This window comes from Promicromonospora citrea (assembly GCF_013004695.1).
In the GTDB taxonomy this organism is placed as follows: Bacteria; Actinomycetota; Actinomycetes; order Actinomycetales; family Cellulomonadaceae; genus Promicromonospora; species Promicromonospora citrea.
In genome coordinates this window covers 23,766-48,043 of record NZ_JABEMG010000020.1, presented here as the reverse complement: position 1 = coordinate 48,043, position 24,278 = coordinate 23,766, and the positions used below count along the sequence as shown (strand labels likewise).

Annotated in this window: 22 protein-coding genes; 17 read left to right on the top strand and 5 right to left on the bottom strand. The window is 72.2% G+C overall.

The features are described from left to right. On the bottom strand, nt 1-612 hold a 612-nt coding region (locus tag HLB15_RS06375; protein ID WP_171104471.1), incomplete at its 3' end, for an iron-sulfur binding domain-containing protein. A 398-nt stretch (nt 613-1,010) separates the two neighbouring features. Between HLB15_RS06375 and HLB15_RS06370 the strand changes: the two genes are divergently transcribed. Beyond that, nucleotides 1,011-1,742: a hypothetical protein gene (locus HLB15_RS06370; protein WP_171104426.1), complete on the top strand. Its 732-nt coding sequence runs from the start codon at nt 1,011-1,013 to the stop codon at nt 1,740-1,742. Between the two features lie 72 nt (nt 1,743-1,814). Here HLB15_RS06370 and HLB15_RS06365 read toward each other — a convergent pair whose 3' ends face one another. Continuing rightward, a complete protein-coding gene (locus tag HLB15_RS06365; protein WP_212759556.1) occupies nt 1,815-2,366 on the bottom strand; it encodes a sugar O-acetyltransferase in 552 nt (183 codons plus the stop codon). 89 nt (nt 2,367-2,455) lie between these two features. On the opposite strand from HLB15_RS06365, the gene HLB15_RS24025 reads away from it, so the two are divergent. After that, nucleotides 2,456-3,385, top strand: coding sequence for a LysR family transcriptional regulator (locus tag HLB15_RS24025; RefSeq protein WP_171104462.1), 930 nt, complete (start codon nt 2,456-2,458; stop codon nt 3,383-3,385). Between the two features lie 64 nt (nt 3,386-3,449). Here the strand turns inward: HLB15_RS24025 and disA are convergent, their stop codons facing one another. Both disA and radA read right to left on the bottom strand, forming a co-directional pair. After that, nucleotides 3,450-4,532 carry a DNA integrity scanning diadenylate cyclase DisA gene (disA, locus tag HLB15_RS06355; RefSeq protein ID WP_171104461.1) on the bottom strand — a complete coding sequence of 361 codons (1,083 nt, stop codon included), beginning with the start codon at nt 4,530-4,532 and terminating at the stop codon, nt 3,450-3,452. A gap of 53 nt (nt 4,533-4,585) precedes the next feature. Beyond that, nucleotides 4,586-6,040 carry a DNA repair protein RadA gene (gene radA / locus HLB15_RS06350; protein ID WP_171104460.1) on the bottom strand — a complete coding sequence of 485 codons (1,455 nt, stop codon included), beginning with the start codon at nt 6,038-6,040 and terminating at the stop codon, nt 4,586-4,588. A 184-nt stretch (nt 6,041-6,224) separates the two neighbouring features. Here radA and HLB15_RS06345 point away from each other — a divergent pair, with 184 nt between their 5' ends. From HLB15_RS06345 to araA, 9 genes are all read left to right on the top strand, one after another. Continuing rightward, nucleotides 6,225-6,878: a hypothetical protein gene (locus HLB15_RS06345; RefSeq protein ID WP_171104459.1), complete on the top strand. Its 654-nt coding sequence runs from the start codon at nt 6,225-6,227 to the stop codon at nt 6,876-6,878. A 24-nt stretch (nt 6,879-6,902) separates the two neighbouring features. Then, entirely contained in the window at nt 6,903-7,706 is an 804-nt protein-coding gene (proC, locus tag HLB15_RS06340; RefSeq protein ID WP_171104458.1) for a pyrroline-5-carboxylate reductase, read from the top strand. A gap of 46 nt (nt 7,707-7,752) precedes the next feature. Next, nucleotides 7,753-8,754, top strand: coding sequence for a LacI family DNA-binding transcriptional regulator (locus tag HLB15_RS06335; protein ID WP_171104469.1), 1,002 nt, complete (start codon nt 7,753-7,755; stop codon nt 8,752-8,754). Nucleotides 8,755-8,987: 233 nt separating this feature from the next. Beyond that, nucleotides 8,988-9,875, top strand: coding sequence for a carbohydrate ABC transporter permease (locus HLB15_RS06330; protein ID WP_373291110.1), 888 nt, complete (start codon nt 8,988-8,990; stop codon nt 9,873-9,875). After that, nucleotides 9,875-10,738 carry a carbohydrate ABC transporter permease gene (locus HLB15_RS06325; RefSeq protein WP_171104457.1) on the top strand — a complete coding sequence of 288 codons (864 nt, stop codon included), beginning with the start codon at nt 9,875-9,877 and terminating at the stop codon, nt 10,736-10,738. Before HLB15_RS06330 ends, HLB15_RS06325 begins: the two co-directional genes overlap by 1 nt. A 47-nt stretch (nt 10,739-10,785) precedes the next feature. After that, nucleotides 10,786-12,126 (top strand): ABC transporter substrate-binding protein, encoded by a 1,341-nt coding sequence (locus HLB15_RS06320; protein ID WP_171104456.1) that lies wholly within the window; start codon nt 10,786-10,788, stop codon nt 12,124-12,126. A 205-nt stretch (nt 12,127-12,331) separates the two neighbouring features. Beyond that, nucleotides 12,332-14,044 (top strand): xylulokinase, encoded by a 1,713-nt coding sequence (locus tag HLB15_RS06315; RefSeq protein ID WP_171104467.1) that lies wholly within the window; start codon nt 12,332-12,334, stop codon nt 14,042-14,044. Beyond that, nucleotides 14,044-14,781 (top strand): L-ribulose-5-phosphate 4-epimerase, encoded by a 738-nt coding sequence (locus tag HLB15_RS06310; RefSeq protein WP_171104455.1) that lies wholly within the window; start codon nt 14,044-14,046, stop codon nt 14,779-14,781. The genes HLB15_RS06315 and HLB15_RS06310 overlap by 1 nt, the downstream gene beginning before the upstream one ends. Beyond that, entirely contained in the window at nt 14,778-16,292 is a 1,515-nt protein-coding gene (gene araA / locus HLB15_RS06305) for an L-arabinose isomerase (protein WP_171104454.1), read from the top strand. Before HLB15_RS06310 ends, araA begins: the two co-directional genes overlap by 4 nt. Nucleotides 16,293-16,414: 122 nt before the next feature. On the opposite strand, the gene HLB15_RS06300 is transcribed toward araA, so the two are convergent. Further along, nucleotides 16,415-17,092, bottom strand: a complete 678-nt coding sequence (locus tag HLB15_RS06300; RefSeq protein WP_171104453.1) for a GOLPH3/VPS74 family protein — start codon at nt 17,090-17,092, stop codon at nt 16,415-16,417. Nucleotides 17,093-17,454: 362 nt separating this feature from the next. On the opposite strand from HLB15_RS06300, the gene HLB15_RS06295 reads away from it, so the two are divergent. The 6 genes from HLB15_RS06295 (at nt 17,455) to HLB15_RS06270 (ending at nt 24,055) form a co-directional block, all read left to right on the top strand. Beyond that, the gene (locus HLB15_RS06295) at nt 17,455-18,459 is read left to right on the top strand and encodes an ABC transporter substrate-binding protein (RefSeq protein WP_171104452.1); all 1,005 of its coding nucleotides are present in this window, start codon (nt 17,455-17,457) and stop codon (nt 18,457-18,459) included. Between the two features lie 81 nt (nt 18,460-18,540). Next, a complete protein-coding gene (locus HLB15_RS06290) occupies nt 18,541-20,067 on the top strand; it encodes a sugar ABC transporter ATP-binding protein (RefSeq protein WP_171104451.1) in 1,527 nt (508 codons plus the stop codon). Beyond that, entirely contained in the window at nt 20,064-21,122 is a 1,059-nt protein-coding gene (locus tag HLB15_RS06285) for an ABC transporter permease (protein ID WP_229785584.1), read from the top strand. The genes HLB15_RS06290 and HLB15_RS06285 overlap by 4 nt, the downstream gene beginning before the upstream one ends. Beyond that, nucleotides 21,119-22,114, top strand: a complete 996-nt coding sequence (yjfF, locus tag HLB15_RS06280; protein WP_171104450.1) for a galactofuranose ABC transporter, permease protein YjfF — start codon at nt 21,119-21,121, stop codon at nt 22,112-22,114. Before HLB15_RS06285 ends, yjfF begins: the two co-directional genes overlap by 4 nt. 56 nt (nt 22,115-22,170) lie before the next feature. Beyond that, complete coding sequence (locus tag HLB15_RS06275) at nt 22,171-22,944, top strand: GTP pyrophosphokinase (protein WP_373291111.1); 774 nt, start codon at nt 22,171-22,173, stop codon at nt 22,942-22,944. A 34-nt stretch (nt 22,945-22,978) separates the two neighbouring features. Then, complete coding sequence (locus HLB15_RS06270) at nt 22,979-24,055, top strand: LacI family DNA-binding transcriptional regulator (RefSeq protein ID WP_229785585.1); 1,077 nt, start codon at nt 22,979-22,981, stop codon at nt 24,053-24,055. Nucleotides 24,056-24,278: the final 223 nt, after the last annotated feature.

Here is a 24,278-nt window from a genome sequence, read left to right as displayed (position 1 = left end):
GCACAGGTCCGCGACCGGGCAGGCGCCGCACCGCGGGGCCCTGGCCGTGCAGACCAGGGCGCCGAGCTCCATCGACGCGGCGGCCCAGCGCGCCGCGTCCGCGTCGCTCTCCGGCGCGACGGCGGTCGCCTGCGCACGCTCGGCCGCCGTGTACGACGGCGCGGGCAGCGCCACCCCGCCGACCGTGCGTGCGAGCACCCGCCGCACGTTCGTGTCGACGACGACGGACCGCCGGCCGAACGCGAACGCCACGACCGCTGCCGCCGTGTACTCGCCGATGCCGGGCAGGGCGCGCAGCTCCTCCTCGGTGCCCGGCACGACACCGCCGTGCCGCTCGACGACCGCCCGCGCGCACTCCTGCAGGCGCAGGGCGCGACGGGGGTAGCCGAGGCGACCCCACGCGCGCAGCACCTCGGCGGTCGGGGCCGCGGCGAGGTCGGCGGGCGTCGGCCACTGCTCCATCCAGGCGTGCCAGGCCGGCTCGACGCGGACGACGGGCGTCTGCTGCAGCATCACCTCGCTGACCAGCACGCCGTACGGGGTGCGGTCGGCCGCGCGCCAGGGGAGGTCGCGGGCGGCGCCCTCGAACCAGTCCACGACGGTGGCACGCAGCTCCTCGTGCCGGACGGCGGCGCCGGTCCCGTCGCTGTCCACCGTCGAACCCCGCGCGCCCCGCACCGCCTCCGCAACCGTCACGCCCCCATCCTGCCCCACCCCCGCCCCCCTCCCCCTCCCGGCGAGGTAGTCACTTGGCGAGGTAGTCACTTGGCGAGGTAGTCATCTGGCGCACGCCGGGTGACTACTTCGCCTCATGACTACTTCGCCTCATGACTACCTCGCCACGTGACTACCTCGCCGTGGGCGCGTGACCTCCGCGGCGGCGCGGCTGCGGCCGGAGGGGCGCCGGACGTCGTATTTTTGGGGATGCGGACGCCGTCACCGCACGTCACACGGTGTCGTCCGCCGTCAGTCAGATCGATCGAGCCGTGGCTCGGCAGGGGGTTCAGCGGGTGGTGGATGCACCGGAGCGGGCCGAGCGGGCCACGGGCCCGGGCCGCGAGCCCGACGTGCGGGGTCCGCGCCGCGGTCGCGTGATCGCGGTGCTCGTCGTGCTCGCCCTCGGCGGTGCGGGGGTCGCCGTGACCTGGCCGCGAGCCGAACCGTCCATCGCGTCGGACAAGATGGCCCCGCCCGCGCCCGTCGACCCCAACGCCGCGGCGGCACCGTGCACGGCAGACGACCTCGATGTCGGGCTCGCCGCCGATCGCACCGCCGTCACACCGGGCGTGCCCGTCCGGTTCACCGTGTCGGTCGCCAACGACGCCGACACGCAGTGCCTCGTCGACGCCCCGCGACGGGACCTCGCGGTGACCGTGTACCGCGGCGAGGTGGGGGAGGAGAGCGCCGAGCGGGTGTGGTCGTCGGCTGACTGCGCCGATGCCGACGAGGAACGCCTGCTGCTGCTCGGCCCGGACGACGTCGACACGACGGAGGTGCGCTGGTCGGACGCGCGGTCCGTGCCGGGGTGCGAGCCCGGGCAGCCGAAGCTGGTCGCGGGTGAGTACACCGCGCAGGTGACGCTGGCGGGGGTCGAGGGGGCGACGAGCGACGTCGTGCGGCTCACCTACACCGTGCCCGAGCCCACCGGCTCCCCGTCTCCGAGCGGGTCGGCGTCCGGGTCGGCGTCGCCGAGCGGTTCGCCGTCGGCGGGGGTGAAGGACAAGGGCGGGGAGCAGGGCTGAGGCTCGGGGCGCGCCCACGCTCCCATGTCGTCCGCGTGCCGCAGCGGACAAGGTGCCGAAGACCGGGCGGCATCAGCCGATGGTCTTGACCACCCGGGCGGGAACGCCCGCGACCAGCGTGCGTGCGGGCACGTCACGGGTGACGACCGCGCCGGCGGCGACGACCGCTCCCGAGCCGATGGTCACGCCCTGGGTGACGACGGCGGCCGTGCCGATCCAGACGTCGTCCTCGATCACGATCGGGGCGCTGACGGTGTACTCGCGCCGCTCGTCCAGCGGCAGCGGGTGCCCGCCGGTGACGAGACTGACGCGCGGAGCGATCATGACGTCGTCCCCGATGGTGATGCCACCGCCGTCCATGAACGTGCATCCCTGGTTGACGAAGACGTTCTTCCCGAACGTCGTGGCAAGCCCGTGCTCCGTGTAGAAGGGCGGGTAGATCGTCACCGACTCCGGCAACGGACCGCCGAACACAACCGCGAGTAGTTTCGCGCGCTGCTCCGTCTCGCTGAACGGGAGGACGTTCAGCCGGGAGGTCGCCTCAGTGACCTCGGCGATTCGTTCCGCGTACCGCGTGAAATCAGTGGACTGGACAGGCATGACCTGCTGAGTGCGGGTGGACATGGCGCCATCTCAGCAGTGTCGCGGACGCCCGATCAAACAACCGGGCGAGGCCTATGCACAACCAGTGGTTGTGACAGTAGGGTCATGGTGTGGACGTCGAAGCGGTACGCACCTTCGTGGCCGTCGTCGAGGCCGGTCAGTTCCAGGCTGCGGCCGACGAGCTCGGGATCAGTCAGCAGGCGGTCTCCAAGAGGATCGTGGGCCTGGAGAAGAGCCTCGGTGTATCGCTTCTCGTGCGCACCTCGCGCGGGTCACGGCTGAGCCTGGACGGGCACGTCTTCCTCCCGCACGCCAGGAAGGTCCTGGCAGCCCTCGACCAGGCAGCACAGGCGGTGCGTCCCGGCAGTCGTCCCCTGCGGATCGACGTCCTCAACCGACGCGTCGTGCCGGCCCAGGCCGTCCACCGCTTCTACCGCTCGCGCCCTGACACGGCCCTGGACGCAGTTGCGCTCGGTGAGCAGGACGCCGGTCAGGTGGCCCGGGCCGTGCTCGACGGAGACCTCGACGCCTCCTTCCGGGCGCTGCCCGCGGAGCAGGTCCCTTCGGGGATCAGAGCCGAGCGGCTCCTGGACATGCCGCTGCAGCTGCTGGTCGGCCCGGCACACCCGTTGGCCGGAAGAGAGCAGGTCCGGCCTGCTGATCTCGCCGGTCACCGCATCTGGATCCCCGGCATCAGGCCGGGCACGGAGTGGGAGCTGTTCTACCGGTCGCTCTCGCAGGACTTCGGGCTGAGCATCGACGCGATCGGCCCCCACTTCGGCGACGAGGCCCTCATGGACGCGCTGGCCGGGTCGGACACCCTGGCGACCCTGGTCGGCACCGACGACCGCTACCTGTGGCCCGACAGCTACGACCTGCGGCGTATCCCCCTGCACGAGCCGACACCTGTCTATCCGCACGTGCTGCTCACGCGGGCCGGGCACCAGCATCCCGTGCTCTCCGACCTGCGCGACTACCTACGAGCCTCAGGGCCGCAGGTCGACGACGAGGTATGGGTTCCCGGATGGGTCACGCACTGATTGACCGGCCGGGTTCGGCAGGCACGCCCGGCGGCGGGGTGCCCGCCTTCCTGTGCAAGGTCGGTCAGACGTAACGCTCGAGGATGCTGGACTCCGCGAGGCGCGAGAGGCCCTCCCGGATGGTCCGGGCGCGCTGCTCGCCGACGCCGTCGACCGACATGAGGTCGTCCACGCTCGCGGCGAGGAGCTTCTGCAGGCTGCTGAAGTGGCCGACGAGGCGCTCTATCGTGCTGTTCGGCAGGCGCGGCACCTTGGACAGGAGGCGGTAGCCGTGCGGGGCGACGGCGGCGTCGAGCGCGTCCCCGCCGCCGGGCAGGTCGAGGATGCGGCCGATCTGGCTCAGGTCGAGGAGCTGCTGCGAGGTGAGTGCGGCGAGCTCGGCCTGCACGTCGGCGAGCGTGCGGTCCTTGCGGCCGAGCACGTAGTCCCGGATCACGAACTCGCGGTCGGAGCCGACGTCGCCGATCAGCTCGTCGAGCTGCAGCGCCAGCAGCCGGCCGTCCACGCCGAGCTCGATGACGTAGCCGGCGATCTCGTCGGAGATGCGGCGGACCATCTCGAGGCGCTGCACCACGGAGCACACGTCGCGCACCGTGACCAGGTCCTCGATCTCCAGGGCCGACAGCGTGCCCGACACCTCGTCGAGGCGGGCGCGGTAGCGCTCGAGCGTCGCGAGGGCCTGGTTCGCGCGGCCGAGGATGGTGTCGGAGTCCTCGAGCACGTGGCGCTGGCCGCCCACGTAGAGCGCGACGATCCGCATCGACTGGCTCACCGAGATGACCGGGAAGCCGGTCTGCTTCGCGACGCGCTCCGCCGTCCGGTGCCGCGTCCCGGACTCGGTCGTCTCGATGGTCGGGTCGGGCAGCAGCTGCACCGCGGCCTTCCGGATCCGGGTGGCGCCCCGGTCGAGCACCACGGCGCCGTCCATCTTGGACAGCTCGCGCAGGCGCGTCGCCGAGAAACCGACGTCGAGAGCGAAGCCACCGGAGCAGATCTGCTCGACGGTCTGGTCCAGGCCGAGCACGATGAGCGCGCCGGTCCGACCGCGCAGGATGCGCTCGAGGCCGTCACGCAGCTCGGTTCCCGGCGCCACGGCGGCCAGGGTCTCCCGGAGCAGCTCTTCAGGGTGCGAGGAGGTCGTGGCCACGAAGAAATCCTACGCTGTGCCCTGGGTCACAAGCGGTTCGTTTCACGCACCGGTCACTCACCGTCCATCCTCCCGTCGCCTCCGCGCGCGTCCGGGCGCCCGCCCTGGGCCGCCGACTGCGCCCACTGCACGGCGTCGCGGATGTGGGCCGCCTCGACCAGGCGCAGCCCGTCCGGGGCCTTGACGCCCGTGCCCTCCGGGACGACGGCGTGCTCGAACCCGAGGCGTGCCGCCTCGCCGAGCCGGCGGTCCAGGCCGGTCACGGGGCGCAGGTCCCCGGCGAGGCCGACCTCGCCGATCGCGACCGTCGCGGCGGGCAGCGGCCTGCCGGTCCGCGCCGAGACCAGGGCGAGCGCGGCGGCGAGGTCGGACGCGGGCTCGGTGATCCGGGCGCCGCCCACGGTCGAGGCGTAGACGTCCTGGTCGGCGAGGCGCACGCCACCGTGCCGGTGCAGCACCGCGAGGATCATCGCGAGCCGGCTGGAGTCCACGCCGCTGGTCGCCCGCCGGGGGTTGTTCAGCGGGCTCGGTGCCACGAGCCCCTGCACCTCCACGGCGAGCGGCCGCCGCCCCTCCAGGGTGACCGTGATGCACGACCCCGCGACGCCCGAGCCCGCGTGCGACAGGAACAGGCCGGAGGGGTCGGGCAGACCGACGATGCCGTCCTCCGAGAGGTCGAAGCAGCCGACCTCGTCCGTGGGGCCGTACCGGTTCTTGACCGCCCGGATCATGCGCAGCCGGGAGTGCCGGTCGCCCTCGAACTGGCAGACCACGTCGACCAGGTGCTCGAGCGTGCGCGGGCCCGCCACCGAGCCGTCCTTGGTCACGTGGCCCACCAGGATCGTCGGGATCTGGCGCTCCTTCGCGACGGCGATGAGGGAGGCGGCCACCTCGCGCACCTGCGACACCCCGCCGGGGGCGCCCTCGACCTGCGCGGACGCGACGGTCTGCACCGAGTCGACGATGAGCATGTCCGGCTGGGTGGCCTCGAGGTGTCCGAGCACCGTGCCGAGGTCGGTCTCCGCCGCCAGCAGCAGCGTGGGGGACAGCGCCCCGATGCGCTCGGCGCGCAGCCGCACCTGGCCCGCCGACTCCTCGCCGGTCACGTACAGCACGGTGCGGGGTGAGTCGACGCCGTCGGGGCCGAGCGCGCCGTCGGCCACGTTGCTCGCGACCGCCAGCAGGAGGGTCGACTTGCCCACGCCCGGCTCGCCCGCGAGCAGGACCACGGCGCCGGGCACCAGACCCCCGCCGAGCACGCGGTCGAGCTCGCCGACGCCGGTCGGGTGGGCCCGCGCGGACTCCACGTCGATGTCGGCGATCGGGCGTGCGGGCTCGCGGGCGGGCGACACGGCGGCGGTGCGCGGCCCCGCGGTCGGGGCGCCCTCCTCGCTCACCGTGCCCCAGGCCTGGCACTCCCCGCAGCGGCCTACCCACTTGACGGTGGTCCAGCCGCACTCGCTGCAGCGGTAGGCGGGCCGCGCCCGCTTCGAGGTCGATGAGGTCACGGTCGCACCGTACGTGCCGCCACTGACACACGAGCACCGGCACGAGCACCGACGCACGCTCCGGCGCCCCCCGGCCGCGTGCCTCCGCGCGGATGTCGGTGGTGGCACATAAGGTGCCGACCAGAAGCCGGTGCGTCGTACCCGGCGGCGGGAGATCAGCGGCAGGAGTGCAGGGGAGCCAGACATGTCGGACCAGCGTGTGAGAGCGCCGCGGACGGGTGCCACCGCATCGGTCGCGCCACGGAAGCCGTCCCGCGCGGTGTACCGCCGCCGTCGGCTCGTCGTCCTGCTGGGGCTCCTCGTCCTGGTGCTGGCCGTCGTGCTCGCGGCGGGCCTCGTCTGGCCGGGGTTCTGGCGTGCCGAGGGCACGCCGCAGCCGGTCCCCACCGTGACGGTCACGGCGCCCGCGCCGACACCGACGGTCAAGGCCATCGAGCGCACCCGCGACGAGACGGACTTCCAGCAGGCGCTGCCGTCCGCGGTGCTCCGGTACGCGCTGGGCGAGCTCGAGGAGGCCGAGGAGCCGAAGGAGCAGGGCGCCCTCGAGGCGTGGACGGCCCGGTACGCCGACGGCGGCCCGGACGAGGTCGAGGTCGTCGCCGGCCAGTGGGCCACGGACGACGAGGCGGCCACGGCGGCGGCCGCCTGGACGAAGGCGGCGGGCGAGCCCGAGCACGAGGGTGACGTCAAGGTGGGCAGCACCGTGGTCGGCCGGTACGCGATCGTCCCGGCGAAGGCCGGCACGGCGGTCGTGGTCTGGCAGAACGGCACGGCCGTGCTGCAGGCCACCGGCCCCGCGGACCTCATGGAGGACTTCTACGCCGCGTTCCCGCTCTGACCGGCCGCGGGAGAGAATGACCGCGTGAACCAGCGACTTGCGGTGCTCGGCGCCGGGAACATGGGCGAGGCGGTCCTCGCGGGCGCGCTCTCCGGCGGGTGGGCGGCGTCCGACGTCGTGGCCACCGTGCGGACCGAGGCGAAGGCCCAGCACCTGCGTGAGACCTATCAGGTGGCCACGACCAGCGACAACGCGGCGGCCGTGCGCGGGGCGGGCCTCGTCCTCGTCGGCGTCAAACCGAAGGACGTCGGTGCGCTGCTCGAGGAGGTCGCGCCCGCGCTCGACCCGTCGGCCGTCGTCGTCACCGTCGCGGCAGGCCTGCCCACCACCTTCTACGAGGAGCGGTTGCCCGCGGGACTCCCCGTGGTGCGGACGGTGCCCAACACGCCCGCGGCGATCGGCGCGGGCATCACCGCGATCGCCCCCGGTGCCTCCGCCACCGACGCCCACCTCGAGGCGGTCGAGCACCTGCTCGCCGGCACGGGCGCCGTCGTGCGCGCGGCCGAGAAGGACCTCGACGCGGTGACCGCGATCTCCGGCTCGGGCCCCGCGTACGTGTTCCACGTGGCCGACGCGCTCGCCGAGGCCGGTGTGCTGCTCGGCCTGACCCGCGACGTCGCACGCCGCCTGGCGACGCAGACGCTGCTCGGCGCCTCGCGCCTGCTCGACGAGTCGGGCGAGCACCCCGTGATCCTGCGCGAGAAGGTCACCTCGCCCGGCGGCACGACGGCGGCGGGCCTGCGTGAGCTGGACGACCGCGCGGTGCGGGCCGCGTTCGTCGCCGCAGCGGCCGCCGCGCGTGACCGCGCCCGCGAGCTGGCGGGATGATCCCCCGGTGACCGTCTCCCGACCCGCGACGACGCGGCCGCCGGCCATGGCCGACGTCGCGGCGCTCGCGGGCGTGTCCCACCAGACCGTCTCCCGGGTGCTCAACGGGCACCGCAGCGTACGCCCGGCCACCCGGGAGAAGGTGCTGGAGGCGATCGCGCAGCTCGGTTACCGCCGCAACAGCGCGGCGCGGGCGCTCGTCACCGCGCGGACCGCGACGGTCGGGGTCGTGACGACGGGGTCGCCACTGTTCGGGCCGTCGAGCACGCTGATCGCGGTCGAGGAGGCCGCGCGCGAGCAGGGCTGGTACGTGAGCGTGGCGACCTTGCGCCGCTACGACGCCGAGACGCTGCACGGCGCGCTCGAGCACTTCATGGACCAGGCGGTCGAGGGCATCGTCGTGATCGCGCCGCACACCGACGTGGCCGACGCCGTGGAGTCGTTCCGGGCGCCCGTGCCCGTCGTCCTCATCGCCGCGCGGGACCTGCGGCCGGACGTGCCGGTGATCCCGCTCTCGGTGGACCAGCGCGCGGGGGCGCGCCTCGCCGTCGAGCACCTGATCGGGCTGGGGCACCGGCAGATCCTGCATGTCGCGGGCCCGCCGGACTGGCTGGACGCCGTCGAGCGCAAGGAGGCGTGGCGCGCCGTGCTCGCCGAGCACGGCCTGGCCGTGCCGGACCCGGTGGTCGCGAGCTGGACGGCCGACAGCGGCTACGCGGTGGGCCTCGACCTCGCGCGGCGCGTCGCGGCGGGCGAGGGGCCGACGGCGGTGTTCACCGCCAACGACCAGCTCGCGCTCGGCCTGTTGCGCGCGCTGTGGGAGTCCGGTCTGTCCGTGCCGGACGACGTCTCCGTGGTGGGGTTCGACGACATCGAGGGGTCGGGACACTTCATCCCGCCGCTGACCACCGTGCGGCAGCCGTTCGGTGACCTCGGCCGGCGCAGCGTCGCGCTGCTGCTGGCCGCCGTCGACGGTGACGGGCCCACGGCCGAGCTGATCGCTCCGGAGCTGGTGGTCCGCCGCAGCGCAGGAGCCCCGCGCGCCTGACCCGCCGCTGCGCCACCTGCCGGCCCTCCTGCTCCGCCCGAACACGGCGGCAAGGCCGCAGGCGAACCCCCGGGATCGCGCTTTCCCGCATGCCGACGAGATCGTTGACACGTCGGCGGGTGCGATGGCAGAGTCGCCGCGCACAGGATGTTCACGTTCACATTCTGTCGCCGCGCAGTGCTGCGCGGTGCCTGTGAGTCCGGACGACGTCGTCCGGGGGAAGGGGTGCGCGCGTGCCAGGTCGCCGCCCACCGAGCCGCCGCGTCTCAGCGGCCGGCTGGAGCTTCGTGTCGCCGTTCCTCGTGGTGTTCGCGCTGATGATCGTGACGCCGCTGGCCTACTCCATGTACCTGAGCCTGTTCCGCAACCAGCTCATGGGCGGCACCACGTTCGCCGGGTTCGCCAACTACGTCACGGCCCTCACCGACCCCAAGCTGTGGGACGGCGCGGGCCGCGTCGGGCTGTTCCTCGTCGTGCAGGTGCCGATCATGCTGCTGCTCGCGCTCGTCGCGGCCCTGGCGATCGACAGCGGGCGGCTGCACGGCCGGAGCTTCTTCCGCGTGGCGCTCTTCCTGCCGTACGCCGTGCCCGGCGTCGTGGCGGTGCTCATGTGGGGCTACATGTACGACGACCGGCTCGGCCTCACGGCGACCGTCAACGACCTGGTGGGCTTCGCGCTGCTCGACCCGTACACCAAACGGTGGATCCTCACGGCGATCGGCAACATCGTGACCTGGGAGTTCGTCGGTTACAACATGCTGATCCTGTACTCGGCGCTCAAGACGGTGCCGCACGAGGTCTACGAGGCGGCGGCGATCGACGGGGCGGGCCAGTTCCGCATCGTGCGCTCCATCAAGCTGCCCGCCGTGCGCGGGGCGCTCGTCATCGCGACGATCTTCTCGATCCTCGGCAGCTTCCAGCTCTTCAACGAGCCGAACATCCTCAAGGAGATCCAGCCCGCGCTGATCTCGTCGTACTACACGCCGAACATCTACGCCTACAACCTCACGTTCGCGGGCAACCAGGTCAGCTACGCGGCGACCGTCGCGATCGTCATGGGCCTCGTCACGGCAGTGATCGCGTACGTCGTCCAGCTGCGCGGCACGCGGAGGGAGGCGTGATGGCGGGCTACTCGTACCTGCGGCCGCGCAAGTCGGTCACGCTCACGGCGCTGCTGGGCTTCCTCGTCGTCTACTCGCTGCTGCCGCTGGCCTGGATGTTCTTCAGCATCACCAAGACGCAGAGCGAGCTGCTCAGCTCGTTCGGCCTGTGGTTCTCCGGCCCGTTCGCGCTCGTCGACAACCTGCAGCAGGTGATCACGCACGACGACGGCATCTTCGTGCGCTGGTTCCTCAACACGATCGTCTACGTGGTGGTCGGCGCGGGCGGTGCGACGCTCCTGGCGACGGCGGCGGGCTACGGCCTGGCGAAGTACCGGTTCCGCGGGCGCGGCGCGGTGTTCGCGACGATCCTCGGCGCCATCGCCGTGCCGGGTACAGCGCTCGCGGTGCCGACGTTCCTGCTGTTCAGCCAGGTCGGCCTGACGAACACGATGTGGGCGATCATCCTGCCCTCGCTGGTCTCGCCGTTCGGGCTCTACCTCATGTGGGTGTTCTCCGCCGAGGCCGTGCCGACGGAGATCCTCGAGGCGGCCCGGGTGGACGGCTCGGGCGAGTGGCGCACGTTCTTCACGATCTCGCTGCGGCTGCTCGCACCCGGCATCGTCACGGTGGCGCTGTTCGCCATCGTGGCCACCTGGAACAACTACTTCCTGCCCCTGATCATGCTCAACGACCCGGACCTGTACCCGCTGACGCTCGGCCTGTACCAGTGGCTCGCCGACGCGTCCGGCATCGGCGCCCAGCCGGTGTTCAACCTGGTCATCACCGGCTCGTTCCTCACGATCGTGCCGATCGTGATCGCCTTCCTGCTGCTGCAGCGCTACTGGCAGTCCGGCCTGAGCGCCGGCGGCGTGAAGGCCTGACCCGACCCCGAGGACCCGAGCTACGACGACGTGGAAGAGGGAAGACCATGACCATCACCCGCACAGGACGTGTCGCGGCCGGCGCCCTGACCGCGCTGCTCGCCGTCTCCCTGACCGCCTGCTCGGGCGGCGGCGGTGACGGCGGTGGCGGCGAGGGCGCCACCGCGGACGAGATCGAGGCCGCGCTCCAGGAGGGCGGCAGCCTCACCTACTGGACGTGGACCCCGCAGGCCGAGAAGCAGATCGAGGAGTTCGAGAAGGCGTACCCGGACGTCGACGTGACGCTCGTGGACACGGTCGGCGCGGGCGAGTCCAACACCAAGCTGCAGAACGCGATCGCGGCGGGCAAGGGCGTGCCCGACGTCGTGCAGATCGAGTACCAGTCGATCCCGCAGTTCCAGCTCCCCGGCCAGCTCGTGGACCTCACGCAGTACGGCTTCGACGAGCTCGAGAGCCTGTACACGCCGTCGACCTGGGGCGCGGTCTCCCAGAACGGCGGCATCTGGGGCCTGCCGCAGGACTCCGGGCCGATGGCCTTCTTCTACAACCAGGAGGTGTTCGACGACGTCGGCGTGGAGGTGCCGACCACGTGGGACGAATACATCGAGGTCGCGCGGGCCGTCAAGCAGGACGACCCGGACCGGTGCCTCGCGAACGACTCGGGCGACCCGGGGTTCACGACGAGCATGATCTGGCAGGCGGGCGGTACCCCGTTCCAGAACGACGGCGAGTCCGTGACCATCGACCTGGCCGACGAGGGCACCACCCGGTTCGCCGAGATGTACCAGCCGCTCATCGACGACGAGCTGCTCTGCCGGCTCCCGGGCTGGAGCGACGAGTGGTACGCGGCGCTGAACGACGGCACCATCGCGTCGGTCGCGCTCGGCGCCTGGATGCCGGGCATCCTCGAGGACGGCGTACCGGACGGTGCAGGCAAGTGGCGCGTGGCTCCGATGCCGACCTACGACGGCACGCCGACCAACGCCGAGAACGGCGGCAGCACCGAGTCGATCCCGGGGGCGGCGGAGAACAAGCTGCTCGCTGCGGGCTTCCTCAAGTGGCTCAACGCGAGCGACGAGTCCATCCAGGCCTTCATGGAGACCGGAGGGTTCCCCGCGACCGTCGAGCACCTGGGGTCGGAGGAGTTCCTGGGCTACGAGTCGGAGTACTTCGGCGGCCAGAAGATCAACGAGGTGCTGGCCGGCGGCGCCGCGGACGTGAACGAGGGCTGGCAGTACCTGCCGTGGCAGTCGTACGCGAACAGCGTCTTCGCCGACACGGTGGGCCAGGCGTGGCTCGACCGGTCGTCGCTGCTCGACGGGCTGGCGGCGTGGCAGGAGGAGAACGTGGCCTACGGCACGGACCAGGGCTTCACGGTCAACGGCTGAGCCGCGGCACACCCCCGAGAACGACCTGCGGGACGGGATCCGACCGGAACCCGTCCCGCAGGTCGTTCTCGGCGGGAACGGTCGCCGGCAGCGAGGGGCAGGCAGGTGTCAGGTATCGTGTGAGCGCTAACATCCAGTGGATCGTGAGCAGAGAACCTTGGGAACGACAGCCCGTGACGGCGCGGGCAGGACGGAGCGGCCGACGATGGCGGAGCGGCAGGACGGCGGCGCACGGGCGACCACGCCGCAGACCACCACACCACAGGCGACCACCCCGCACGAGGCGGACCTGGACATCGCCGCGGCGATCGAGCAGGGCCGCACCGCCCTCGGCATCGAGCTCGGCTCGACCCGGATCAAGGCGTGCCTCGTGGGCCCCGACAACGTGCCGCTCGCGAGCGGCAGCCACGACTGGGAGAACCAGCTCGTCGACGGCGTGTGGACCTACTCGCTCGAGGCGGTCTGGACGGGTCTGCAGGAGGCGGTCGCCGCGCTCCTCGCCGACGTCGAGGCCCGGTACGGCGTGCGGCCTACCACCGTCGGCGCCCTCGGCGTCTCGGCGATGATGCACGGCTACCTCGCGTTCGACGAGGCCGGTGAGCTGCTCGTCCCCTTCCGCACGTGGCGCAACACGAGCACCGAGCGTGCCGCCCGCGAGCTGACGGAGCTGCTCGGCCACAACATCCCGCTGCGCTGGTCGGTCGCGCACCTCTACCAGGCCGTGCTCGACGACGAGCCGCACGTCGCCCGGGTGCGCCACCTCACGACCCTCGCGGGCTACGTGCACCGGCGGCTCACCGGCCGCCACGTGCTCGGCGTGGGCGACGCGTCGGGCATGTTCCCCGTCGACGTCGCCACCGCCGGCTACGACCGCGCGATGCTCGCCGCGTTCGACGAGCGTGCCGCCGGCCGCGTGCCGCCGCTGGCCGACCTGCTGCCCGCCGTCCTGCCCGCGGGCGCCGACGCCGGGACGCTCACGCCCGAGGGCGCCGCGCTGCTGGACCCGAGCGGGACGCTCCGGCCGGGCATCCCGCTGTGCCCGCCCGAGGGCGACGCGGGCACGGGGATGGTCGCGACGAACTCGGTGGCGCCGCGCACGGGCAACGTGAGTGCCGGCACGAGCATCTTCGCCATGGTCGTGCTCGAGCGGCCGCTGGAGCGGGTGCACGAGGAGATCGACCTCGTCACCACCCCGGCCGGCGACCTCGTGGCCATGGTGCACTGCAACAACGGGGCCAGCGAGCTCGCCGCGTGGGCGGACCTGTTCGGCCAGCTCGCCGCCGCGCTCGGGCAGCCCGCCGACCCGGAGACCGTCTTCGAGGCCTTCCTGCGGTCGGCCCTGGACGGCGACGCCGACGGCGGCGGCCTGCTCGCCTACAACTACCTGTCCGGCGAGCCGATCACCGGCCTGGAGGCCGGGCGCCCGCTGTTCACCCGCACGCCCGACAGCCGTCTCACGCTCGCCAACTTCGCGCGCACCCAGGTCTACAGCGCGTTCGGCACCCTGAGCCTCGGCATGCGGGTGCTCGAGCGGGAGGAGGTGGGCCTCGACGCGATGTTCGCGCACGGCGGCATGTTCCGGACCGAGGGCGTGGCCCAGCGGCTGCTCGCTGCGGCGCTCGGCGCGCCGGTCGCCGTCGGCCGGACCGCGGGCGAGGGCGGCGCGTGGGGCATCGCCGTGCTGGCCGCCTACCGGGCGGCCGCCGCCGGGGCCGACGTCCCCGACCTGGGCACCTGGCTGGCCGCCGAGGTGTTCGCCTCCGCCGAGCTCGACGTCGTCGAGCCGGACCCGGCCGACGTGGCGGGCTACGCCGCGTTCCTCGAGCGCTACGACGCCGGCCTGGCGGTCGAGCGCGCCGCCGTCGGGGCGCTCGCCCCGCGGGAGACCACCGCACGAACCACGACGCAGGAGAGCTGATGAGCACCACCCTGACCGACTACCCCGCGGCCGTGCAGGAGGAGGTGGCGCGGGTCCGCGCCGTCGTGAGCGACCTGCACGCCGAGCTGCCCCGCTGGGGCCTGGTGGTGTGGACGGCCGGCAACGTGTCGCAGCGCGTGCCGAACCCCGACGTGCCCGACGGCAGCGCCGACCTCTTCGTCATCAAGCCGTCCGGCGTCTCCTACGACGACCTGACCCCGGCCGACATGGTGGTCTGTGACCTCGACGGCACGCTCGTGGACGGCACCCGCGCGCCGTCGTCGGACACCGCGGCGCACGCCTACGTGTACCGGCACATGCCCGAGGTGGGCGGCGTCGTGCACACCCACTCCACGTACGCGACGGCGTGGGCCGCGCGCGGCGAGGAGATCCCGTGCGTGCTGACGATGATGGCCGACGAGTTCGGCGGGCCCGTGCCCGTCGGGCCGTTCGCGATCATCGGCGACGACTCGATCGGCCGCGGCATCGTGGAGACGCTGAGCGGGCACCGCAGCCCGGCCGTGCTCATGCGCAACCACGGCCCGTTCACGATCGGCAAGGACGCGCGAGCGGCGGTCAAGGCCGCCGCGATGGTCGAGGAGGTGGCGCGCACGGTGCACGTCTCCCGCCAGCTCGGCGAGCCGGTGCCGATCGAGCAGCAGCACATCGACTCCCTCTACGACCGCTACCAGAACGTCTACGGGCAGCAGCCCGCCACCACGGAAGGACAGGCATGAGCACCAAGCCGTACGCGGACCGCGAGGTCTGGTTCCTCACCGGCAGCCAGGACCTCTACGGCGAGGAGACCCTGGCCCAGGTCGCCGAGCAGTCGCAGGAGGTCGCCCGCGCGCTCGACGCGTCGTCGGACGTGCCGGTGAACGTGGTGTGGAAGCCCGTGCTGAAGGACTCCGCCGCGATCCGCCGGGCCATGCTCGACGCCAACGGCGACGACCGCGTCCTGGGTGTGATCACGTGGATGCACACCTTCAGCCCGGCCAAGATGTGGATCGCGGGCCTGGACGCGCTGCGCAAGCCGCTGCTGCACCTGCACACGCAGGCGAACGTCGAGCTGCCGTGGGACAGCATCGACATGGACTTCATGAACCTCAACCAGGCCGCGCACGGCGACCGCGAGTACGCGTACCTGGCCACGCGGCTGGGTGTCGCGCGGACGACGGTGGTGGGGCACGTGTCCAACCCGGCCGTCACGCGCCGCGTGGGCACGTGGGTGCGTGGCGCCGCCGGCTGGGCCGCGACGCACGAGCTGACCCTGGTCCGGTTCGGGGACAACATGCGCAACGTCGCCGTCACCGAGGGCGACAAGACCGAGGCCGAGCTGCGGTTCGGCGTCTCGGTCAACACCTACGGCGTGAACGACCTGGTCGCGGCCGTCGAGGCGGTCGAGGAGAGCGCGGTCGACGCCCTCGTGGCGGAGTACGAGGAGCGCTACGACGTCGTCCCCGAGCTCCGTGCGGGCGCCGAGCGGCACGAGTCCCTCCGGTACGCCGCGCGGCAGGAGATCGCGCTGCGCGGTTTCCTCGAGGCCGTGGGCGCCAAGGCGTTCACGACCAACTTCGAGGACCTCGGCGCGCTGCGCCAGCTCCCCGGCCTCGCGGTCCAGCGCCTCATGGAGCAGGGCTACGGGTTCGGCGCCGAGGGCGACTGGAAGACGGCGGTGCTCGTGCGCGCGGCCAAGGTCATGGGGCTCGGCCTGCCGGGCGGCGCGTCGCTGATGGAGGACTACACCTACGACCTCACGCCGGGCCGCGAGCTGATCCTCGGCGCGCACATGCTCGAGATCTGCCCGACGCTCACCACGTCGACGCCGCGCATCGAGGTCCACCCGCTCGGCATCGGCGGCAAGGAGGACCCGGTCCGGATGGTGTTCTCGGCGGACGCTGCCGAGGGGGCGGTCGTGGTCTCGCTCGCCGACATGCGCGACCGGTTCCGGCTCACGGCGAACGTCGTCGACGTCGTCACACCGCCGCACGACCTGCCGAACCTGCCCGTGGCGCGGGCCGTGTGGGCGCCGCGGCCCTCGTTCGAGGTCTCGGCCGAGTCCTGGCTGACGGCGGGCGGCGCGCACCACACGGTCATGTCGACCGCCGCGGGTCTCGAGGCGTTCGAGGTGTTCGCGAACATCGCGCGCACCGAGCTGCTGGTCATCGACGAGGACACCACGCGCCGCGGCTTCGCGGACCAGGTGCGCCACAACGCGGCGTACTACCGCCTGTCGCAGCCCCTCTGACCCGCCCCCTGCCGAGGTAGTCATGTGGCGAGGTAGTCATGTGGCGAGGTAGTCACGTGGCGAACGAGGCCGGACTACCTCGCCCTGTGACTACCTCGCCCTGTGACTACCTCGACAAAGGGTCAGTTCGTGGCCGAGGTCGTGGCGACCAGGACCGCCGTCGTGGCCGCCGCCAGGGAGTCGACCGCCTTCTTGACGGCGGCGCCCGCCCACTGCGAGTCGGCGATCTCCTTGGCGCGGCGCCGCAGCGCCCTGCGGTCCTCGTCCGGGTAGACCTTGCGGACCAGGTCGGTCGCCAGCAGCAGCGAGACCAGCGCGGCGGTCCGCTCGTCCGGCGTCGCGCGCCCGGTGAGCGCGTCGAGCAGCCGTGCGCGGACGGCGGCCTCCGGCGCCGGGTCGTGTGCGGGCCACCTGGTCGTCGGGAACAGACCGAGGATCTTCGCCTGCTCGGCGCGCAGCACCCCGCCGGCGGCCAGCCGGTCCAGCAGGGTCTCGCGCACACGCCTGCCGGTCGCGCCCTGCCCGGCCTTCCCGACGGCGTCCTGCGGCTTGCGGCCCTCGGTCGTGGCCAGCACCTCGCGGAGCACGGAGTCGGACGGCGCGGCCCGGCCGGTCGACCGGAACCGGCCCTTGCGGCCGCCGTCCGCGCCGTCCGACACGACCAGCACGCCCTGCAGCGCGAGGTCGGCCGCGGCGGCCCCCGCCAGCCCGAGCTGGAGGTACTGCGTGCTGAGCAGGGGGCGGCCAGAGGCGTCGTCGAGGGCGAGGAGCAGGTACTCCTCGGCGAGGCTGAGCTGCACGGTTCCTCCCGTGGCACGTGGTCGTGCCTCCAGCAGACCATCGATGGTCGCTCGCGACATCCGCCGCCGGGATGATCCGGCCCGGCCGCGTGACTACCTCGCCGCGTGACTACCTCGCCACGTGACTACCTCGCCACGTGACTACCTCGCCAACTGACTACCTCGCCAAGTGACTACCTCGGCGGGGCAACGTTGAATCAGTTGTGGTCATCCTGTTCCCGAACGGGCGAAAAAAGGGCACACTCGTTACCCGAATGTGACGCCCCGCACTGCCTGTCAGAACTTTGTGAGCGCTAACATCCAGAGAGGTACCAGGTAGTCCAGCACCCGCACGACGCAGTGCGGGATCTCGAGGAGGAGACATGGCACGTACCACCCTGACCCGCACCGTCCTCGCGGCGGCCTCGGCCGCAGCCCTGTTCGCGCTCGGTGCGTGCAGCTCGGACGCGGGGACCGCCACCGGGGGCGGCGGCCAGTCCGGCGGCGCCGACGACGGCGTCATCACCCTCGGCTTCTCGCAGGTGGGCGCCGAGTCCGGCTGGCGCGCCGCCAACACGAAGTCCATCCAGGACACGCTCACGGCCGAGAACGGCTTCGACCTCAAGTTCTCCGACGCGCAGCAGAAGCAGGAGAACCAGATCCAGGCCATCCGCTCGTACATCACGCAGGGCGTCGACGTCATCGCGTTCTCCCCGGTGGTGGAGACGGGCTGGGACGCGGTGCTCGAGGAGGCGAAGGCCGCGGGCATCCCCGTGATCCTCACCGACCGCGCCGTCGACTCCGAGGACGAGAGCCTGTACGAGTCGTTCATCGGCTCCGACTTCGTCAAGGAGGGGCAGATGGCCGGCGAGTGGGTCGTCGACCAGTACGACGGCGAGGGCTACAAGGTGGTCGAGCTGCAGGGCACGACGGGTGCGGCACCGGCCATCGACCGCAAGGAGGGCTTCGAGGCCGCCATCGAGGGCTCGGACCTCGAGATCATCGACAGCCAGACGGGCAACTTCACGCGCGCCGAGGGCAAGACCGTCATGGAGGGATTCCTCAACAAGCACGACGACATCGACCTCGTCTACGCGCACAACGACGACATGGGGCTCGGCGCCATCGAGGCCATCGAGGCCGCAGGCATGACACCGGGCGAGGACATCAAGATCGTCACCGTCGACGCCGTCAAGGACGGCATGCAGGCGCTCGTCGACGGCAAGATCAACTACATCGTCGAGTGCAACCCGCTGCTCGGGCCCGACCTGGCGGAGATCGCCAAGAAGGTCGTCGCGGGCGAGGAGGTCGAGAAGCGGATCGTGGTCGAGGACCAGGCGTTCGACCAGGAGGCCGCGAAGGAAGCGCTGCCCACCCGCGAGTACTGACGAACGGCGACCCGAGGGCCGGGGCGGTGCGCGCCGCGTGCGCGCGCCGCCCCGGCCCGCCCGGCTGACAGAAGGTCGAGGATGACCCAGCAGACACCACCGCCCGTCGTCGAGCTGACGGGCGTCACCGTGGAGTTCCCGCCGGTGAAGGCCCTCGACGGGGTCGATCTCCACCTGCGCCCCGGCGAGATCCACGCCCTCATGGGCGAGAACGGCGCGGGCAAGTCCACGCTGATCAAGGCCCTCACCGGCGTGCACACGCCGACGGAGGGCACCGTCGTGGTCGACGGCGTCGAGCGCCGGTTCAGCGGACCGGCCGACGCGCGCGCCCACGGCGTCAGCACCGTGTACCAGGAGGTCAACCTCTGCGAGAACCTCACGGTGGCGGAGAACATCATGCTCGGCGCCGAGCCGCGCGTGCTGGGCGGGCTCCACTGGCGGGCGATGCGCCGCCAGGCGGCGACCCACCTGCGGCGGATGGGCCTCGACATCGACCCCGCGTCGTCGCTGGGGTCGCACTCGCTCGCGGTGCAGCAGCTCGTCGCGATCTGCCGCGCCACGGTCGGGGACTGCAAGGTGCTCATCCTCGACGAGCCGACCTCCAGCCTCGACACCGACGAGGTCGAGCACCTGTTCACCGTCATGCGCTCGCTGCGCGACGACGGCGTGGCGATCCTGTTCGTCAGCCACTTCCTGGACCAGGTCTACGAGGTCTCCGACCGGATGACCGTGCTGCGCAACGGCCGGCTCGTCGGGGAGTACGTGACGGCGGACCTGCCGGCCGCCGAGCTGGTGCAGCACATGATCGGCCGGTCCATGGACGTGCTCGAGGCCGCGGAGGAGGTGGCCGAGCGGACCGAGCGGCCGGCCGGCGCCACGCCACTGCTGCAGGTGCTCGGCCTGGGCCGGAAGGGCTCGATCCAGCCGTTCGACCTCGACCTCTACGAGGGCGAGGTCGTCGGGCTCGCCGGTCTGCTCGGTTCGGGGCGCACGGAGCTCGCGCGCCTGCTCACGGGCGCCGACCGGGCGGACACCGGGCAGGCGCGCGTGGCCGGGCGGCCCACCCGGCTGCGGAACCCGCGCACCGCCATGGGCCACGGCATCGCCTACACGTCGGAGGACCGCAAGGGCGAGGGCGTGGTGGACGGCCTCACGGTGCGGGAGAACATCGTGCTCGCGCTGCAGGCCGAACGTGGCTGGATGCGTCCGCTGCCACGCAGGCAGGTCGACGAGATCGTCGCGCGGTACATCGAGCAGCTCGGCATCCGGCCCGCCGACCCGGAGGCGCTGCTGCGCAACCTGTCGGGCGGCAACCAGCAGAAGGTGCTGCTCGCCCGCTGGCTCGCCACCGCGCCGCGGCTGCTGGTGCTCGACGAGCCGACGCGCGGCATCGACGTCGGCGCCAAGGCCGAGATCCAGAAGCTCGTCGCGGACCTGGCGGCCGGCGGCATGTCCGTCGTCTTCATCTCCGCCGAGCTCGAGGAGGTGCTGCGGCTCTCGCACCGGATCGCGGTGCTGCGGGACCGCCGCAAGGTGGCGGAGATCGACGGGGAGGGGGCCTCGACGGCCCAGGTGGTCGACCTCATCGCAGGGGGTGGTGCGGCGTGAGGGACGTGCTGCGTCACCACCTGTTCTGGCCCGTGGCGGCGCTCGTCGCGCTGCTCGTGGCCAACACGGTCGCCCGGCCGGGCTTCCTCGCGATCACCGTCCGCGACGGTCACCTCTTCGGCGCACCGATCGACATCCTGCGCACGACGGCGCCGCTGCTGCTCGTCGCGCTCGGCATGACCCTGGTCATCGCGACCCGCGGCATCGACCTGTCCGTCGGGGCGGTGGTCGCCGTCTCCGGGGCCGTCGCGCTGTCACAGCTTGCCGCGGCACCCGACCCGGCAGCTCCGGGCACCGTGCTCCGTGCCATCGGGCTCGCGCTCGTGCTGTGCCTGGTGCTCGGCGTGTGGAACGGGTTCCTCGTGTCGGTGCTCGGCATCCAGCCGATCATCGCGACGCTCATCCTCATGACGGCGGGCCGTGGCGTCGCGATGCTCATCACCGGCGGCATGATCACCACGGTCACCAGCGCGCCGTTCAAGGTGCTCGGGTCGGGGTTCTGGCTGGGCCTGCCCGCGGCCGCCGTGCTCGCGTTCGGCGTGTTCGCCGCCGTCGCGTACGTCGTGCGGCGCACCGCGCTCGGCATGCTGCTCGAGGCCACGGGCATCAACCCGGCCGCGAGCCGCCTGTCCGGCGTGCGGTCCCGCACCCTGACCTGGACCGTGTACGCGGCCTCCGGCCTGTTCGCCGGGCTCGCGGGCCTGCTCATCAGCGCCGACACCATGGCGGCCGACGCCAACAACGCCGGCCTCTTCATCGAGCTCGACGCGATCCTCGCCGTCGTCATCGGGGGCACGGCGCTCTCGGGCGGCAAGTTCAACCTGTCCGGCACGCTCGTGGGCGCCCTCGTCATCGCGACGCTCGAGCGCACGGTCACGGTGCTCGGCATCTCGCCCCTGGTGACGCCGCTGTTCATGGCGCTGGTGGTCATCGCGGTGACGCTGCTGCAGTCGCCACGAATGCGCGAGCGGTTCACCGCCGTCCGCCGGCGGACCGGTACCGGCGCGCAGCGGCCCGCCGCGCGCCCCGACTCGACGGAGGTGACGGCCGGATGACGACGTCGGCCCCTGCCCGCCGGACGGCGGCGCGGATCCCGGTCCGCCTGGACCGCCGCTATCTGCCGGTGCTCGGCACGTTCGTGGTGCTCGCCCTGATGCTGGTCGTCGGCGGCACCCGCTACGACAACTTCCTCACGCCCGCCGTGGTCTCCAACCTGTTCATCAACAATGCCCACCTCGTGGTGCTCGCCGTCGGGATGACGTTCGTCATCCTCACCGGCGGCATCGACCTCTCGGTGGGCGCCGTGCTGGCGCTGTCCACGGTGGTCACCGCCGCCCTGCTGCAGGCGGGGTGGCCGGTCCCCGTCGTGCTGCCGCTCGCGGTCGGCGTCGGCACCGTGATCGGGCTCGCGCACGGCGTGATGATCCACCTGTTCCAGGTGCAGCCGTTCGTGGCGACGCTCGCGGGCATGTTCTTCGCGCGCGGGCTGTGCTTCCTCATCGCGCCCGAGTCGATCGCCATCGGCGACCCGGCCTTCGTGGAGCTCGCGAGCTGGGTGCAGATCGCCGGCCAGTGGCGCATGACCTCGAGCGTGCTCATCGCGGCGATCGTGCTCGGCGTGGCGTTCCTCGCGCTGCACTTCACGCGGTTCGGCCGCACGGTGTACGCGATCGGCGGCGGCGAGCAGTCCGCCCTGCTCATGGGTCTGCCCGTGGCGCGCACCACGGTGCTCGCCTACGTGGTGAGCGGCACGTGCGCCGGGCTCGGCGGCCTGCTGTTCGCGATGTACTCCCGGTCCGGCTACTCGCTCACGGGCGTCGCCATGGAGCTCGACGCCATCGCCGCCGTCGTCATCGGCGGCACGCTGCTGACCGGCGGCACCGGGTTCGTGCTCGGCTCCGTGCTGGGCGTGCTCGTGCTCGGCCTCATCCAGACCGTCATCACCTTCGAGGGCACTCTCAGCTCCTGGTGGACCCGCATCGTGATCGGCGTGCTCCTGCTGGTCTTCGTGCTGCTCCAGCGGGTGCTCAGCCTGCGGAGGACCTGAGCGGGACACTTTCCGCCCACGGGACCACCGTCAGCCCGTACGGTGGTCCCGTGAGCATGCTGCCCGAGGACCTCAGGGAACGGCCGATGCCCGATCCCGCCGAGCTGCGTCAGCTGGTCGCCGACCTCCGTCGGCTGGTGCTGACCTACAAGTTCGGCATCGACGAGGTGATGACCAAGGTCTCGATCCTGCGCGACGAGTTCCGCCACATGCAGAACTACAACCCCGTCGAGCACGTCGGGTCGCGCCTCAAGTCGTTCGAGTCGATCGTCGCCAAGTGCCGGCGCAAGGGCATCCCGCTCACGCCGCAGGGCGTGCGCGAGCAGATGTTCGACATCGCCGGCGTGCGGATCACGTGCAGCTTCGTCAACGACATCTACCTGCTGCGGGACATGCTGCTCAAGCAGACGGACATGACGCTGCTCGAGGAACGGGACTACATCAAGCATCCCAAGGCGACGGGCTACAAGTCCCTGCACCTGATCGTGCAGATCCCGGTGTTCCTCTCCGACCGGGTCGAGCGCGTGAACGTCGAGATCCAGCTGCGCACCATCGCCATGGACTTCTGGGCCAGCCTCGAGCACAAGATCTACTACAAGTACGACGGCGACGTGCCGAGGCACCTCACCGACTCGCTCAAGCTCGCCGCCGACGTCGCCTGGTCGCTCGACACCTCGATGGAGCGCATCCACGACGAGGTCAAGGCGATCTCGGGCGACGAGGAGCCGATGGCCAGCCGCCACAACCTCCACACGCCGGAGGAGATGCTGCGCGACTTCTGGCGCGCCGCCGAGGCCGACGGCGGGTTCGGCTTCGACAGCGAGCCCTGACCCCCGGACGACCGACGCAGCGCAGGAGGACGGCGTGGCCGTGACGATGCACGACGTGGCGCAGCGCGCCGGCGTGTCCATCAAGACCGTCTCGAACGTGGTGAACGGCTACCCGTACATCCGCCCGGCGACGAGGGAACGCGTCGAGGCGGCGATCGCGGAGCTGGGCTACCGCGTCAACGTGTCGGCGCGCAACCTGCGGACGCGCCGGACCGGCCTCGTCACGCTCGCCGTGCCCGAGCTCTCCCTGCCGTACTTCGCCCAGCTCGCCGACGCCGTCATGTCCGCCGCCGACGCCGCCGGCTGGACGGTGCTCATCGAGCAGACGAGCGCGAGCCGCGAGCGGGAGACCGAGGTGCTCTCGGGCCGCCGCAGGCACCTCACCGACGGGCTGATCTTCTCGCCGCTCGCCCTCGGGCCCGACGACATCGACCTGTTCACCGTCGACTTCCCGCTCGTCGTCCTCGGCGAGCGCGTGTTCGGCGCGCCGGCGGACCACGTGACGATGAACAACGTGGCCGCGGCCAAGGCCGCCACCCTGCACCTCGCGTCGCTCGGGCGGCGCCGGATCGCCGTCGTCGGCGCGCACGCGGGGCAGGAGGTCGGGTCGGCGGCCCTGCGCACCGAGGGCTACCGGCAGGGCCTGGCCGAGGCCGGGCTGCCGTACGACCCGGCGCTCGTGGTCGAGGCAGGCCCGTGGCACCGCTCGACCGGGGCGGAGGCGATGGCCCGCCTGCTCGACGCGGGTGTCGAGGTCGACGCCGTGTTCGCGCTGAACGACGCGCTGGCCCTCGGTGCGCTGCACGCGCTGCACGCGCACCGCGTCGACGTGCCGGGCGAGGTCGCGCTCATGGGGTTCGACGACGTCGACGACGCCCGCTTCGCGGTGCCGGCGCTCTCCTCGGTGGACCCCGGGCGGGACCAGATCGCGCAGACCGCCGTCGACCTCGTGCTCCAGCGGATCGGGGCGTCGGGCGACCCGGCGCCGTTCCGCCGGGTCGTGCCGGACTCGCGGATCGTGGGCCGGGAGTCGACCGGCGAGGACGGCTCGGTCGTCGGGGTGCAGCCCGGCGGCACCGAGCTCGTGGCGGCGGACCTGACCGTGGCCTGACCCGGCCCTGACCGGCCCGGTGCGGACGGCAAGCCTTTTCCGCGTCCGGAGTGACCGACCCTTGGGACGACGGGTATCGATGCCGTAACCATCCCAGCGCGTTCCCTTGCTTCTCACCGGCCGCCGCTACCGTGAACCCGGTCGTTCACCGTTCCGTCAAAGTTCAGCCGAGACGGTTTTGACCAACAGGCTTGTGAGCGATCACAATCGGTTGCGTTCACAA